The following is a 14,610-nucleotide window of genomic DNA, read 5'->3' as shown; positions in this document are numbered from 1 at the left end:
ATCCGTACCGCTTCACGCGGGCCTCAGCCCGCTCAGCGGTTCCGACGTCGAATTCACCGTGAGCACGGCAGGCGCCTGTCCGTCTGCGTAGGAGATGGCAGAGACCGACGCCGGGCTGATCATGATCCGCTGGAAAAGGTCCAGGTGGGTGCCCAGCGCGTGGGCCACGGCCGCTTTGATGGGGTCGGCGTGGGAGAAGCAGACCACCACCCTCCCCGGGTGGGCGGCCCGAAGGGTTTCCAGGGTGCCCACCATCCGGGCCTGCATGCCGGAGAAGCCCTCGCCGTTGGGGAAGCGGAAGACTGACGGGTTGTGCTGGACGGTCTGCCACTCCGGCAGGCCTGCGAGGCCGGCGAGCGCGGCCCCGGTCCAGTCGCCGAAGTCGCATTCCAGGAGGCCGGCTTCTTCCGTCACCGCAGTGCCGGTGCGTGCTGCCGTTGGTTCGGCTGTTTCCCGCGCCCGTTCCAGGGGCGATGAATAGATCGCTTCCACCGGCAGCCCGGACAGCCGGTCCGCAACCGCATCCGCCTGGGCGCGGCCACGCTCGGAGAGATGCAGGCCCGGGGCGCGGCCGGGCAGGACTGTGCCGGTGGTGGGCGTTTCGCCATGGCGCACCAGGAGGATCAATGTGCTCTGTGTCATTAGGTCTAAGCGTAGCCGCGAGCGGACCCCGTGCCGAGCTTGCGAGGCGTGGGGAGCGGCAAGCGGTAGCCGCGAGGGGACCCCGTGCCGAGCTTGCGGGGCGTGGGGAGCGGCAAGCGGTAGGCGCGCAGGAATCTGGAGGAATCTCTCGATTAGCCGCAAGGCGGGGACTACCGTAGAGGAGTGACTGATCGCCCCGATATCTACACCGTTGGTGAACTGCGTGCGGCAGGCTATGTCCAGAAGGACCTGCGCCATGAGATCCGCGACAATCTCCTCGCCGCCCTGGCTTCCGGGCGGGACCCCTGGCCCGGCCTGTTCGGCTTCAGCAGGACCGTCATACCCCAGCTGGAACGGGCCCTGATCGCCGGTCATGACATTGTCCTGCTGGGGGAGCGGGGCCAGGGCAAGACCCGGCTGCTCCGTACCCTGGCCGGACTGCTGGATGAGTGGTCTCCGGTGATCGAGGATTCGGAACTGAACGAGCACCCGTTCGACCCCATCACCGAGCAGTCGAGGGCCCGCGCCCTGACCGAAGGCGACCGGCTGCGGGTCGCATGGCGGCACCGGTCCGAACGCTACGTGGAGAAGCTGGCCACGCCGGACACGTCGGTAGCGGACCTTGTTGGCGACGTTGACCCCATGCGCGTGGCGGAGGGGCGCCGGCTCGGCGATCCTGAAACAATCCACTACGGCCTCATTCCACGCTCCAACCGCGGCATCATCGCCATCAACGAGCTCCCGGACCTGGCGGAACGGATCCAGGTGGCCATGCTCAACGTCATGGAGGAGCGCGACATCCAGATCCGCGGCTACGTGCTGCGGCTGCCGCTGGACGTGCTGGTGGTTGCCTCCGCCAACCCGGAGGACTACACCAACAGGGGGCGGATCATCACGCCGCTGAAGGACCGGTTCGGCGCGGAGATCCGGACGCATTATCCGATCGAACTCGAGGACGAGGTCTCGGTGATCCGCCAGGAGGGCCAGCTGGTGGCGGACGTCCCGCCCTTCATCCTGGAGATCCTGGCCCGCTACACCCGGGCCCTGCGGCAGTCCCCGGCCATCAACCAGACGTCGGGCGTTTCCGCCCGCTTCGCCATTGCGGGGGCGGAGACGGTGGCTGCGGCTGCATTGCGGCGGGCAAGCCTCAGGGGCGAGGACCACGCCGTGGCCAGGATCATCGACCTGGAACCTGCCGTGGAAGTACTGACGGGCAAGATCGAGTTCGAGTCCGGTGAGGAAGGGCGTGAACAGGGCGTCCTGGACCACCTCCTCAGAACTGCCACGGCCGAGGCTGTGAGGGCTCACTTCCAGGGCCTGGACATGGGCCCGCTGGTGGCAGCATTGGACGGGCACCGCACCGTCACCACCGGTGAGCAGGTCACGGCAAAGGAGTTCCTCGGCAACCTTCCGGCGCTGAACGGCTCTGGCCTTTACGACGAAATCGGGCGGCGCCTGGGTGCCGTGAACGACGGACAGCGGGCCGCCGCCGTCGAACTCGCACTGGAAGGCCTGTACCTCGGCCGGCGGATCTCCAAGGAATCCGACGACGAGGAAACGATCTACGGCTAGGGGCAGGACGCAGCATGGCCATCCACAAACGGTCCGCCAAATACGGCCGGTACACCGGCGGTCCGGACCCGCTGGCCCCTCCGGTAGACCTGGCGGAGGCCCTGGACGCCGTCGCGGAAGACGTGATGGCAGGGTACTCGCCGCGGCATGCCCTCCAGGAGTTCCTGCGGCGCGGCGGCCGCAACCGTGACGGGCTGGACGACCTCGCCCGGCGTGTGCAGCAGCGTCGGCGGGACCTGCTTAGCCGGCACCGGCTGGACGGCACCCTGGATGAGGTGAAGAAACTCCTGGACACGGCCGTGCTGGAAGAGCGGAAGCAGCTGGCCCGGGACGCCATGATGGACAACACCGACCGCGCCTTCCGGGAGATGCAGCTGCAGAACCTGCCGCCCTCCACGGCAGCGGCTGTGAACGAACTGGCCTCCTACGACTGGCAGTCAAGCACAGCCCGGGAAGCGTACGACAGGATCAAGGACCTGCTGGGGCGGGAGGTCCTTGAGCAGCGGTTTGCTGGCATGAAGCAGGCGCTGGAAAGCGCCACCGACGAGGACCGGGAAGCCGTCAGCGCCATGCTCCGGGACCTCAATGAACTGCTGGGCAAGCACCGGCGTGGCGAGGACACGGACGCCGATTTCCAGGATTTCATGGCCAAACACGGCCAGTTCTTCCCCGAGAACCCGCAGTCCGTGGAGGAGCTGGTGGACGCCTTGGCCCAGCGGGCCGCTGCAGCCCAGCGGCTCCTGCAGTCCATGTCAGCCGAACAGCGCAATGAGCTGATGCAGCTGTCCGCCCAGGCGTTCGGCTCACCCGAACTGATGGCCCAGCTCAGCGAACTTGATGCGGCCCTCCAGGCGCTGCGGCCGGGAGAGGACTGGACGGGTTCGGAGCGCTTCGAAGGGCAGGAAGGCCTGGGACTCGGTGACGGGACCGGCGTGCTCCAGGACATTGCCGAACTCGACGAACTGTCCGACCAGCTCTCGCAGAACTACAACGGCTCCCGGCTCGATGACCTGGACCTGGATGCGCTGGCCCGCCAGTTGGGCGAGAAGGCCGCCGTGAGCGCGCGCACCCTGGCTGAGATTGAGCGGGCCATGCAGGACGGCGGCTACCTGCGGCGCGGCGCCGACGGCGATCTCAGGCTTTCCCCGCAGGCCATGCGGCGGCTGGGGAAGTCGCTGCTCCGCGACGCCGCGCGCCAGTTGTCCGGGCGGCAGGGCAGCAGGGACACCAGGATGGCAGGCGCGGCGGGTGAACTGACCGGCTCCAGCCGCCAGTGGGAGTTCGGGGACGCGGAGCCCTGGGATGTCACCCGCACCATGACCAACGCCATCCAGCGCACGATGGCAGACGGCGGCGACCCGGCCCGTGGACTGCGCCTCGCCGTGGAGGACATCGAAGTCGCGGAAACGGAGGCCCGGACCCAGGCTGCGGTGGCGCTTTTGGTGGACGTGTCCTTCTCCATGGCTGCCGAGGGGCGCTGGGTGCCCATGAAACGCACCGCCCTTGCACTGCACCACCTGGTATCCACCCGTTTCCGCGGCGACCGGCTGGAACTCATCACTTTTGGCCGCTACGCACAGTCCATGGACATCGGGGAGCTTACGGCGCTGCCTGCGCTGCGGGAACAGGGGACAAACCTGCACCACGGGTTGCTGCTGGCCGGCCGCTTCTTCCGCCGCCACCCGTCAATGCAGCCGGTCCTCCTGGTTGTCACTGATGGCGAACCTACAGCGCATCTGCTCCCGGACGGGGACTCGTGGTTCAACTGGCCGCCGGATGCGGAAACCATCCGCGCCACCATCGGCGAACTTGACCGCGTGGGCCGCATGGGGGCGCAAACCACGTTCTTCCGTCTTGGCAACGACCCCGGCCTGGAGCGGTTCATCCAGCGGATGGCGCGGCGCGTGGACGGCCGGGTGGTGGCATCCGAGGCAGGCGACCTTGGTGCCGCCGTGGTGGGGGAGTACCTCCGGGCCCACGTCCGCAGCGCCTACGCTGACGGCGACTGGTTCTGACCCGCGTCCAGCCCGGCCTGTGAGATGAGTTCGGTCAGCCATGGCCTGTGTTCGCGGTGGAACGTCAGGCCCGCCGGCAGGCCCTGAACCTCAGGTTCTCCGCCTGTGATGTCGATGGTGATCCGGCCACCGGCCAGGGGGGCGTTGGTGATGTGCAGGTTCCCGAACGACTGGGGCAGCGCCGGGTCCATCCAGAAGCCCCCGCGGGAGACGTAGGCGTCGTACCTCATCAGGCAGGTGATCAGCATGATCGGCGTGGTAGCCGCCCAGGCCTGGGGGGAGCAGGCCGTGGGGTACGGCACCGGCTCGGCCACCTGCTCCCGGCTGAACCCGCAGAACAACTCGGGCAGCCGGCCGCCGGAAAAGTCCGCGGCCTCGAGCAGGGCTGTGGCGATGCGCTGGGCCTCACCGACAAGTCCGTACCGCATCAGGCCTGCAGCAATGATTGCATTGTCATGGGGCCAGACCGAGCCGTTGTGGTAGCTGGCCGGGTTGTAGGCCCCCATGTCGGAGGCCAGGGTCCGGATACCCCACCCGCTGAACATCTCCGGCGACATCAGCCGTTCAGCCACCAGCGGCACCTTGTCGTCGTCAACGATGCCGTGCCACAGGCACTGGCCCATATTCGAGGCGCACGCATCAACCGGCCGCTTGTGGCCGTCCAGGGCAATTGCGAAGTACCCGAGGTCCGGCAGCCAGAATTCCTCGTTGAACCTTTTCTTCAACCGTGCGGCCTCGGCGGTGAGCTGCGCAGCCAGCGGCGCGTCCCCGGCGTCGTACGCCATCCATGCGCGGGACAGCAGCGCTGAGTAGACCAGCGCCTGCACCTCGCAAAGTGCGATGGGCGGATCGGCGATGGTTCCGTCCGCGAAATTGATGCCGTCCCAGGAGTCCTTCCACCCCTGGTTGATGAGCCCCTGGTCGTTGAGGCGCTGGTACTCAACGAACCCGTCGCCGTCCTTGTCGCCGTAGGTCCTGACCCAGTCCAGGGCACGGTCGGCGTGGGGCAGGAGGGCGGCAATCCTTTCCTTGCCGAAGCCCCAGCGGCTGACCGAGGCCAGGGTCATTACGAACTGCGGGGTGGCGTCAACGCTGCCGTAGTAAACGGATTTGCCGCCAAGCGCCAGCCCGGAGGACACCCCAAGCCGGACTTCGTGGAGGATCTTGCCGGGTTCCTCCTCGCTCATCGGATCCACCACCCGGCCCTGCCGGTCCGCCAGCGTCTGCAGTGTGCCCAGGGCCAGGGAAGGGTCCACGGGAAGGGCCATTTCCGAAGCCCACAGCGAGTCGCGCCCGAACAGGGTCATGAACCATGGCGCGCCGGCGGCAACGACGATCCGTTCCGGGTGCTCAGGGTCCTCGATCCGGAGCGCGCCGAGGTCGTCGTAGCTGCGCCGCAGCGTGCGTTCAATGGACCGGTTTGTCATCTGGAGCCTGGGAATTTTGGCAACCCATTCCTGATGCCGCCGGTCACTCGGTGACAGCCCGTGCCCGGCGGGACGCGAAATGTTGTGCTGCCCGGCGGGTGCCACGCTCAGCCGTGTGCTCCACTGGCCGTATCCGGGAACCACGGTACGGTAAGTCAGCGCGTCGGCGGAGGCCATGGCGCCGCGCCCCCTGACCAGGACAGCCTTCCGCAGGTCCTGCCAGGCCGCGCTGATGATTAAAGAATCGCCGTCGGCGCCGCGGGTGACGTCCCAGCGGCGCTGGACCCTCGCCTCCTTCACTTCAAACAAATCGGCGAAGTCCGAATCGACGCCCACCGAGATGCTGCACCCGACGGGGTCGCCCGAGTAGTTGCGGATGGTAATCTCCTCAACCACTCCCGCCGCCACTTCCCGCAGGCGCTCCACGATCAGAGGGCTGTCCGCGTACCCGTCGGCCCTGGGAACGCGGCCAATGAACAGGGCCCGGTAGGGTTCCTTCGTCTCCGCCGCCAGCGGCTCAAGGGGCTGGCCGTTCACCGTCATCCTCCAGGCGGACAGGATGCGGGTGTCCTCATGAAAGACGCCATGGGGCAGTTCCGGGTGGATATCCCCGTTCGCTGCGGAGATGCAAAAACACGAGCCCTCCACCAGCGTGACGGTACCGGCCCCCACAGGCCCCGCCGCTGTCTCTGCATTCCATCCAGCCATGTCCGCTCCTTCGACGGCTAAGACGGTCCCGGCGGGATAGACGCTACCCCTCAGGCAGGGCTGGCAAAAGGGGGGGCACACTTGTACCTCCGCCCGGCCGGTCATAACATGCCAGCACATCCACGCCGATCGGTTTAAGGAGCCGGCCATGGGCGCCACACCAGCTGAACCGTCACCAGCACCGCTGATGGTGGACCTGATCATCTCGCTGGACGGGTATGCCTCCGCCGAGGGATGGCCGGGGTGGTGGGGACTGGAGGGGCCCGAATACCTTGCCTGGCTGGACCAGGAATCCGCGAAGAACTACACCTTGCTTCTGGGCGCGAACACGTACCGGCTGATGTACGGCATGTCGGCGCAGGCAGCGGCGGACCGGTCCGGTTTTTCCGAAGAGGAGGGCGCCAGCCTCACGGGGCTGTCCGCCGTACCGAAGATCGTGTTCTCGTCTTCGCTGCAGTCTCCGCTGGGCTGGCCGAACTCGACTTTGGTTGCGGGGGATGCGGTTGAGGCGGTCCGGGAGCTGAAGCGTCGCGGAACAGGGCCGCTGAGTACCCTGGGCAGCATCAGCCTGGCCCGGTCGCTGCTGGTGGCGGGCCTCGTGGACCGGTTCCGGCTGGTCGTCTTCCCCGTGATCACCGGCGCCACCGGGCGGGAGCGGATCTACGACGGTTATCCCGATGTCCGGCTGGAAATGGTGCAGAGCCGGACGTTCGACGGCCGGCTCCAGTTGCTGGAGTACGTTCCTACGGTGCTCACGGGCCCGCCCGACACCGGGCAACCGTGACCGGCTAACTGGTTCGTGGTTCGTGGTTCGTGGTTCGTGGTTCGGGGGGATGGGGTCGGGCGTCCGAGTACATCCCGCACGTGCCAGCCCTGCGGGTCCGCTGGCAGCTCAATACTTGAAGCTTTAACTAACAGCGCGTACGCTTACTTTAATGTTCAAGTAACTCTGCAAGCGAGGACACGTGACCGCTGTTATCCAATCAGTGCCGCTTCCGGCCGGTTTGCCCGCGGCAGCAATCCGCACCCGGGTGAATATTCCCCTGCGCTTCCCGGACGGCTATGCCACTTCCGCTGATGTGATGACCTTCCACGGACTGGCAGACGGGCGGGAACATCTGCTGCTGGCCCTTGGTGGCTGGGAGCAGGCGCTGCTGGCGGGAACCACGGCGCCGCTTGTCCGGATGCACAGTGAGTGCATGACAGGGGACGTCTTCGGCAGCGCGCGCTGCGACTGCGGCCCGCAGTTGCGGAAGCTGTGGAACGGATCGCGTCTGTCGGGGGCTTCCTTCTTTACCTCCGCCAGGAAGGCCGGGGAATCGGTCTCTATCCAAAGCTGGATGCCTACGCGCTGCAGGACCAGGGCCTGGACACGTACGACGCAAACCTGGCGCTGGGACACCGGGACGATGAGCGCGACTACACGCCGGCAGCGCAGATGCTCCATGTCGTCGGTGCCGGCAGCGTCCGGTTGCTGACCAACAATCCGGACAAGGCCGGACAGTTGGCGGCGCTGGGAATCGGCATCGAACAACAGATTCCCACCGGCGTCCACCTTTCAGCCGCCAATGCCCGGTACCTCGCCGCCAAGCGGGATCGTACCGGCCATACGCTGGACCTGGACCAGGCCGCCGCCGGGCGCTCCGTGCAGTCCGCTGCCGGAAGCAATCCGGACCACCGCGGACTGCTTGCCCGCGTGGAAGCCATGATCCCTGGCTTGAGGGCCAGGGCGGAGGAAACCGAGCGGCTCCGCCGCCTGCCGGAACTGACGGTGCGGGAGCTGCAGGATGCCGGAGTGTTCCGGATCCTGCCGCCAGCGGCCGTGGGTGGCTATGCGCTTGGTGCCCGTACCTACGGCGAAGCGGTCAGGGCCCTGGCCAGGGGGTGCGCCTCCACAGCCTGGACCGCCGGGCATCTGGCCGAACACGCCTGGATGCTGGCGCGGTGGCCCCGCGACGTCCAGGACGAGGTGTTTGGAGCGGGGAACATGCCGCTGGCGGCCGCCACAAGCGCGCCGGTGGGTTCGGCGACGAAGGTTGCCGGCGGCTACGCCATTTCCGGCCACTGGGGTTTCGCGTCGGGCGTCATGCATTCCCGTTGGGCGCTGCTGGCCGTCGAGCATCGAGGGGCCCGGTTGCAGGCGCTCGTTCCCGTGGCTGACCTGGAACTCCTGGACGCCTGGCATACCGATGGCCTGAGGGGGACGGGCAGCAATGATCTCCGCGCGGATGGACTTTTCGTGCCCGGGTACCGCGTCCTTGACTGGGCCGAGCTCAGCGGGCCCGGCAACCCCGGAAGCCTGTTCCACAGCGACCCGCTGATCCACTCGCCCATGTCCACCCTGCTGAATCTCGTCGCACCTGCCGTCGCGCTCGGTTCGGCGGAATACGCGCTTGAATTGTTCCGTGCCCAGTTGCTGGTGCCGAAGGACAGGAACGGAGTGCAGACCCGGCAAGGTGAATCGGCCCTGGCCCAGGCACGCTACGCGCGGGCGGCAGGGGCGGTGGCCACCGCCCAGCTGCACTGGCAGCCCGCACTGTCCATCGTGTCCCCGGACGAAGACCCGGCGGCCGGACTGCCGGACCGGCAGCGCGCTTCGCTCCGCCTCTCGCTCGTTCTCAGCGCGGAGTCGGCGCAGGAGGCGGTCCGACTGGCGGTTGCCGGTTCCGGCGGCAGCGTCCACCGGCTGGCCAACCCGTTGCAACGCATCCAGCGGGACGTCGGGGTCCTTCTGAGCCACCCCACCCTGGGCATCGACCCCATCCTGGAGCAGGCAGGCCGCGGCCTGCTGGACCTCGGCTTCACGGTCCGGTCCTTCTAGGCTGCCCGGTCCGGTGCCGCGGCGGCCGGATCCGTGTCAGGATCAAGGTATGCCCCAGCGCCTGATGCTGCTCGACACCGCTTCCCTGTACTTCCGCGCCTTCTACGGACTTCCGGACACCATCCGGCGCCCCGACGGAACGCCGGTCAATGCCGTCCGCGGGCTGCTGGACATGATCGCCCGGCTGAGGCTGGACTACCACCCCACGCACCTGGTGGCCTGCTGGGACGATGACTGGCGGCCGCAATGGCGGGTGGACCTCATCCCCACGTACAAAGCCCACAGGGGCCGAGGCGGTGCCCGGCGGGACCGACGTCGAAGTGGTTCCTGAGGGCCTCCAAGCGCAGCTGCCCATGATCCGCCGGGTGCTGGACCTGGCCGGCATCGCCATAGTGGGCGCTGCCGAACATGAGGCCGACGACGTCGTGGGCACCTATGCGAGCAACGCCCGGTTCCCCGTGGACGTCGTCACAGGCGACCGCGACCTCTTCCAGGTGTGTGATGACGATCGAGCCGTCCGGGTGATCTACACGGCCCGGGGCATGAAGAACCTGGAAGTCATGACGGAAGAGGCTGTGGTGGCCAAATACAAGGTCCTTCCGCAGCAATACGCCGACTACGCCACCCTGCGGGGGGACGCCTCCGACGGCCTGCCCGGCGTGGCCGGGATCGGCGAGAAGACGGCGGCGTCCCTGCTGCTGAAGTTCGGAACCCTCGAAAACCTGCTGGCCGCCGCGGACCAGTCCGGCCCCGGTGTCTCCGCACCCGTCCGGGCCAAACTGTCAGCTGCTGCCGGGTACCTGGCGGCAGCCCCCGCCGTCGTCCGCCTGGTGCGCACCCTGGAGCTGCCTACCCTTGACGAGGCAGGCGCCCTGCTGCAGCCCGTCACCGGTGACCGGCGCGCGGAGCTGGAAACGCTGGCCACCGACTGGAACCTGGGCGGATCGGTGCGCCGGCTGCTTGCTGCCCTGGACCGCAAGGGGTAGCGGCTGCCCGCGGTGGAGGGCAGGAGGACCCGGAGGGCCGGCATGCCACGGTGCTGCGTCATGCAACGTCACGCGCCGCGCCCCGGTGGCCGGAACGGATGACGCCGGATGTACTGCCGTGACGGTTCGTTGCGGTGCGCGTCCGCGGGTTTCGGACGGCTTGAGCCGGCCTTTTTGCTGATGGTTTGGTGGGGTGACGATCCGCACGAGAGGCCATTCCATGACAGTCACTTCAGATCTTGCACACCGCCGGCTTCGGGATATTTTCGGAACCTTCGCCAGCGGCCTGACCGTGATCACCAGCTCCACCCCGGACGGGGCGGCCGGCTTTACCTGCCAGTCCTTCGCGTCCCTGTCCCTGGATCCGGCGCTGGTGACGTTCAGCCCGGCACGCAGTTCCACCACCTGGCCGGCGCTGCGCAAAGTGGGTTCGTTCACCGTCAACATCCTTCCGTCCGAGCACCGGCATCTTGCGGGGCAGTTCGCGCGGTCGAATTCCGACAAATTCGCAGGCGTTGGCCTTACGTCCTCGCCGCTGGGAAACCCCGTGCTGGACGACGCCCTCGCCTGGCTCGACTGCGAACTGCATGCCGAGTACGACGGCGGCGACCACACCATCGTGGTGGCCGCGGTGCGGCATCTCGACGCGAGGCGTGACGGCCAGCCCCTCGTGTTCTTCAGGGGCCGTTATGCCGCGCTCGCCCCGGCGGATCTCCTGCTTGGAGCCGTCGGCTGAGGATCATGCCGGGAGCTCTGCACAGGATCCCGGACGTACTTGCCCTTGCTTCCGGCCCATCCGGTAGTAAGCTTACTGAGCATTGGTAGTAAGCTTGCTGATTAAATGGGATGGGAGCAGGAGCCATGGGCGCAATTTTCAGTACGGCCCTGTCACTGATGCTGACGGTTGGTGGGGCAGCAGTGGCTGCAGAGGGTGGCCCCGGCGCCCCGCGGCAGTACCTGGTGGGGCACGTACTCCTCGGCGTTGGCATCGGTTTATTGATCGCCACCGCTCTGCGCATCGCCCTCAAGATGGTTCTGGCAAGGCCGGCTTCCCGGGTACCGCGGGCCCCCGCGCAGCCCGTGGCCGGTGAACCCGCTGCCGTAACTGTGCTGCCAGTTCGATCCGCCCATGCGGTCTCGCTGCGGGGCAGGCATGCTGCTTGAGATGGAACCGGTGCAGCGGGCTGTGGTGACGGCCCCCGCAGCCGGAAGAGTTCCCCTGCCCCGGCGCCGCGGCACCCGCGCCCTGATGCTGCTGTGCTCCGCCCTTGTTGCCGCCGCAGTGGTGGCCGGTGCATCCGGCATCCAGTCCACGGACACCGACGCCAACGTCCTCCGGGGTTTCCAGATCCGCGTGCTAAGTATCAGCCAGGCAGCGGCAGAGAACAGGATGGACGGGGCCCTGGCAGCCCTGCAGGCACTCGAAAAGGACCTGGGCGACGCGGCAGCCCACGGCCGGCTGTCCGCCGCGCGTTACCGCGGCATCGAAACCGCGCTCTCCGCCGTCAGGGCAGACCTCACCAGGCAGGTTGCCGCCGCCGCCCCGGCGGCACCTCCCGCCGAAAGCCAGGCGGGGACAGCCTCCACTGCCTTGGCCGACACCGCAACCCAACAAGCCCCCGCTTCCACTCCCGTGGACCCTGTGGTTCCTGCCGCCGCGCCTGCACCTGCTCCCGACGTGAAGGCGCCGGGCGCTCAAGGCCAGGACACGGCCAAGGAAGCCAAAGCCAAGGGCAAAGGCCCAGGCAAGCCCTGACCTGACGGGAAGGCGGCCCCCCGCAGGGCAGAATGGAGTGATGATCCCTCCTGTCGGCAACCCCCCTGCCGCTGCCTTCGACCTCGCCACCATCGGTGCTGGCCTGGCCTTCGAAGGTTCCCTTCCCGCCCTGCGGGAGGTGATGGAACGCGGAGCCGCACCGGGAGCCGCAGTTGTGCAGGCGCCCCCGGGAACAGGTAAGACCACCCTCGTCCCGCCGCTGCTGGCCAACCTGTACGGCGGCCACGGCCGCGTCGTCGTCACCCAGCCGCGGCGCGTTGCCGCACGGGCAGCCGCCCGCCGTCTTTCATCCCTGGACGGCCGTCCGGGGGACGGCCGTGTGGGCTACACCGTTCGCGGGGAGCGCCGCGCAGGACCGGGCACCCTGGTCGAATTCGTCACCCCGGGCATCTTGTTGCGCCGCCTGCTGGCGGACCCGGGACTGGACGGGACCGCCGCCGTCGTCCTCGATGAGGTGCACGAACGCGGTCTGGAAACGGACCTTCTCGTCGGCATGCTCGCTGAGGTCCGCGCGCTGCGCGGTGACCTGGCCGTCGTCGCCATGTCCGCAACCCTGGACGCTCCCAGGTTCGCCGCCTTGCTTGGCGATCCCGACGGCGGCGCGCCGGCCCCGATCGTCGACTGTCCCTCCGTGAACCACCCGCTGGAGGTGGAATGGCTCCCGGCTCCCGCAGCCCGGCTGGATACCAGGGGAGTGAGCCGTTCGTTCCTGGCCCATGTCGCCGCCGCGGCTGCCAACGCCCACGCCCTTGCCGCGGATACGGGCCGGCCAGTGGACGCGCTGGTCTTCCTGCCGGGAGCCCGGGAAGTGTCCCATGTTGCCGCGGCGCTCCGGGCCCGGCTGGGTGGCCATGCAGACGTGCTGGAGCTCCACGGCCAGGTGGGCGCAGCGGAGCAGGACAGGGCCGTATCCGGCCGGCGTCCAGGGGACCGGCCGCGGATCATCGTCTCCACGGACCTTGCAGAATCCTCCCTGACTGTGCCCGGGGTCCGGCTGGTCATTGATTCGGGGCTGGCGCGGGAGCCGCGGCGGGACTCAGGCCGCGGGATGAGCGGGCTGGTCACCGTCTCCTGCTCCCGGGCCTCCGCCGACCAAAGGGCCGGCCGCGCCGCCCGCCAGGGCCCCGGCAAGGTGGTGCGCTGCTATTCACAGCAGGCCTACGGGGCGGCCCCCGCGCACGTCACACCCGAGATCAACGTGGCAGACCTGACCGGCGCCGCCCTCACCCTCGCCTGCTGGGGCGCGCCGCGCGGCAATGGCCTTGCCCTGCCGGACGCACCTCCGGCCCTTGCCATGGATGACGCCATGGAGGTGCTCCGGGAACTGGGGGCCGTGTCCGATGGCGGCCAGGTGACGGCGGAGGGACGGGTACTTGCCGGAATACCCGCCGACCCGCGGCTTGCCCGGGCATTGCTCGACGGCGGCGCCGCCATGGGCGGCCAACTGGCCGCCGGTGTGGTGGCCGCCCTTTCCGCCGACCACCGCGCGCCGGGAGCAGACCTGCCCCGCCTTCTGTCACAGCTCAGGGCGGACGCAGGCCCGGCGGGAAGGCGCTGGGCGGAGGAGTCAAAGCGGATGGCCTCCCTGGCCCGACGGCAAAAGGCCGGCGCCCCGGCGCCTGCCCACAGTGCCGCGAATAACGACGAGGCTGTTGGGGCCGTCGTCGCCCTCGCCTTTCCCGACCGCGTGGCCCGGCTCGTGCCAGGCAGCGGGGGAGCAGGACAATACCTGCTGACATCCGGCACCAGGGCAGGCCTGCCGGCGGCCAGCACGTTATCGGGCCATGAATGGCTGGCCGTCGCCGAAGTGTCCCGGGCGGAAGGCCGGGACGCGGGAGGCACCGGCGCCGTGATCCGCGCCGCCGCGCCGCTGTCGGCAGCAACCGCCGAAACTGCAGCCTCGCACCTGTTCTCCGACACCGTGGAGGCAGGGTTCAGCGCGGGCCGGGTAAGCGCACGGCGGACCAAGCGGCTGGGTGCCATCGTGCTGTCCGCAACGCCCGTCCGTCCCACTGCCGAACAGGGAAGGAAAGCGGTGGCGCAGGCGCTGCGGTCCGAAGGGCTGGCCGCCCTGTCATGGTCGACGGCGGCCACCTCCTTCCGGCGGCGCCTTGCCTTCCTCCACCGGGAGCTGGGATCGCCCTGGCCCGATGTGTCTGACAGTGCGCTGCTGACCCGGCTGGAAGAGTGGCTGGGGCCCGGGCTGGAGGAACTCGCAGCCGGGAAGGCGGTCAGTTCGGTAGACCTTGCCCAGCCTTTGCGCCGGCTGCTGCCCTGGCCCGAGGCTGCCCGGCTGGATGAGCTGGCCCCGGAAATGCTCCAGGTGCCCAGCGGTTCAAGCGTCCGGATCGACTACCCGGAACCGGGTGACGACAGTGCTGCGCCGGTAGTGGCGGTCAAACTGCAGGAGTGCTTCGGCCTGGCCGAATCCCCGCGGCTCGTGGGCCGCGTGCCGGTCCTGTTCCACCTGCTGTCTCCGGCCCGGCGCCCCCTCGCCGTGACGGATGACCTGACCTCGTTCTGGTCCGGCCCGTACACGCAGGTCCGCTCGGAAATGCGGGGCCGCTATCCCAAGCATCCGTGGCCTGAAGACCCGTGGTCGGTCCCTGCCACCGCGCGCACCAAACAGCGCATGTAGTGGCGGCAACTGTGCGGCGGGGGC

10 protein-coding genes and 2 pseudogenes are annotated in these 14,610 nt (G+C 68.6%); 10 read left to right on the top strand and 2 right to left on the bottom strand.

Translation table 11 applies throughout. From position 1 onward, the window contains the following. Positions 1–12 precede the first annotated feature (12 nt). Positions 13–642: an MSMEG_4193 family putative phosphomutase gene (locus tag VXJ37_RS03100; RefSeq protein WP_331321593.1), complete on the bottom strand. Its 630-nt coding sequence runs from the start codon at positions 640–642 to the stop codon at positions 13–15. A gap of 183 nt (positions 643–825) precedes the next feature. Here VXJ37_RS03100 and VXJ37_RS03095 point away from each other — a divergent pair, with 183 nt between their 5' ends. Both VXJ37_RS03095 and VXJ37_RS03090 read left to right on the top strand, forming a co-directional pair. Then, positions 826–2,214 (top strand): sigma 54-interacting transcriptional regulator, encoded by a 1,389-nt coding sequence (locus VXJ37_RS03095; protein WP_331321592.1) that lies wholly within the window; start codon positions 826–828, stop codon positions 2,212–2,214. 14 nt (positions 2,215–2,228) lie between these two features. Continuing rightward, a complete protein-coding gene (locus tag VXJ37_RS03090) occupies positions 2,229–4,229 on the top strand; it encodes a vWA domain-containing protein (protein WP_331321591.1) in 2,001 nt (666 codons plus the stop codon). Here the strand turns inward: VXJ37_RS03090 and VXJ37_RS03085 are convergent. Further along, positions 4,205–6,364 (bottom strand): amylo-alpha-1,6-glucosidase, encoded by a 2,160-nt coding sequence (locus VXJ37_RS03085; RefSeq protein WP_331321590.1) that lies wholly within the window; start codon positions 6,362–6,364, stop codon positions 4,205–4,207. The two genes, VXJ37_RS03090 and VXJ37_RS03085, sit on opposite strands and share 25 nt — an antisense overlap. 148 nt (positions 6,365–6,512) lie before the next feature. Between VXJ37_RS03085 and VXJ37_RS03080 the strand changes: the two genes are divergently transcribed. The 8 genes and pseudogenes from VXJ37_RS03080 to hrpB all read left to right on the top strand — a co-directional run bounded on the left by VXJ37_RS03080 (position 6,513) and on the right by hrpB (position 14,586). Further along, entirely contained in the window at positions 6,513–7,148 is a 636-nt protein-coding gene (locus VXJ37_RS03080) for a dihydrofolate reductase family protein (protein ID WP_331321589.1), read from the top strand. A gap of 298 nt (positions 7,149–7,446) precedes the next feature. Next, positions 7,447–7,928, top strand: a pseudogene (ribA, locus tag VXJ37_RS21095) (GTP cyclohydrolase II RibA); the annotation flags it as partial. Between the two features lie 141 nt (positions 7,929–8,069). After that, positions 8,070–9,185: an acyl-CoA dehydrogenase family protein gene (locus tag VXJ37_RS03070; RefSeq protein WP_369605602.1), complete on the top strand. Its 1,116-nt coding sequence runs from the start codon at positions 8,070–8,072 to the stop codon at positions 9,183–9,185. A gap of 49 nt (positions 9,186–9,234) precedes the next feature. Further along, positions 9,235–10,171 (top strand): annotated as a pseudogene (locus tag VXJ37_RS03065) (5'-3' exonuclease). Positions 10,172–10,391: 220 nt separating this feature from the next. Then, complete coding sequence (locus VXJ37_RS03060) at positions 10,392–10,907, top strand: flavin reductase family protein (protein ID WP_331321587.1); 516 nt, start codon at positions 10,392–10,394, stop codon at positions 10,905–10,907. 125 nt (positions 10,908–11,032) lie between these two features. After that, positions 11,033–11,335 (top strand): hypothetical protein, encoded by a 303-nt coding sequence (locus VXJ37_RS03055; RefSeq protein WP_331321586.1) that lies wholly within the window; start codon positions 11,033–11,035, stop codon positions 11,333–11,335. Then, positions 11,325–11,927: a hypothetical protein gene (locus tag VXJ37_RS03050; RefSeq protein ID WP_331321585.1), complete on the top strand. Its 603-nt coding sequence runs from the start codon at positions 11,325–11,327 to the stop codon at positions 11,925–11,927. Before VXJ37_RS03055 ends, VXJ37_RS03050 begins: the two co-directional genes overlap by 11 nt. A gap of 40 nt (positions 11,928–11,967) precedes the next feature. Continuing rightward, positions 11,968–14,586 (top strand): ATP-dependent helicase HrpB, encoded by a 2,619-nt coding sequence (gene hrpB, locus VXJ37_RS03045; RefSeq protein ID WP_331321584.1) that lies wholly within the window; start codon positions 11,968–11,970, stop codon positions 14,584–14,586. Positions 14,587–14,610: the final 24 nt, after the last annotated feature.

Source organism: Pseudarthrobacter phenanthrenivorans, assembly GCF_036455295.1.
GTDB classification, from domain to species: domain Bacteria; phylum Actinomycetota; class Actinomycetes; order Actinomycetales; family Micrococcaceae; genus Arthrobacter; species Arthrobacter phenanthrenivorans_C.
The sequence above is the reverse complement of the archived record's forward strand: the minus strand, read 5'-3'. Positions and strand labels throughout refer to the sequence as shown.

Excerpts from the sequence above, each read along its gene's own strand:
- VXJ37_RS03100 (WP_331321593.1), bottom strand. The coding sequence starts at position 642 with ATGACACAGAGCACATTGATCCTCCTGGTGCGCCATGGCGAAACGCCC.
- VXJ37_RS03090 (WP_331321591.1), top strand. The coding sequence starts at position 2,229 with ATGGCCATCCACAAACGGTCCGCCAAATACGGCCGGTACACCGGCGGT.
- VXJ37_RS03085 (WP_331321590.1), bottom strand. The coding sequence starts at position 6,364 with ATGGCTGGATGGAATGCAGAGACAGCGGCGGGGCCTGTGGGGGCCGGT.
- VXJ37_RS03080 (WP_331321589.1), top strand. The coding sequence starts at position 6,513 with ATGGGCGCCACACCAGCTGAACCGTCACCAGCACCGCTGATGGTGGAC.
- VXJ37_RS03070 (WP_369605602.1), top strand. The coding sequence starts at position 8,070 with ATGATCCCTGGCTTGAGGGCCAGGGCGGAGGAAACCGAGCGGCTCCGC.
- VXJ37_RS03060 (WP_331321587.1), top strand. The coding sequence starts at position 10,392 with ATGACAGTCACTTCAGATCTTGCACACCGCCGGCTTCGGGATATTTTC.
- VXJ37_RS03055 (WP_331321586.1), top strand. The coding sequence starts at position 11,033 with ATGGGCGCAATTTTCAGTACGGCCCTGTCACTGATGCTGACGGTTGGT.
- VXJ37_RS03050 (WP_331321585.1), top strand. The coding sequence starts at position 11,325 with ATGCTGCTTGAGATGGAACCGGTGCAGCGGGCTGTGGTGACGGCCCCC.
- hrpB (WP_331321584.1), top strand. The coding sequence starts at position 11,968 with ATGATCCCTCCTGTCGGCAACCCCCCTGCCGCTGCCTTCGACCTCGCC.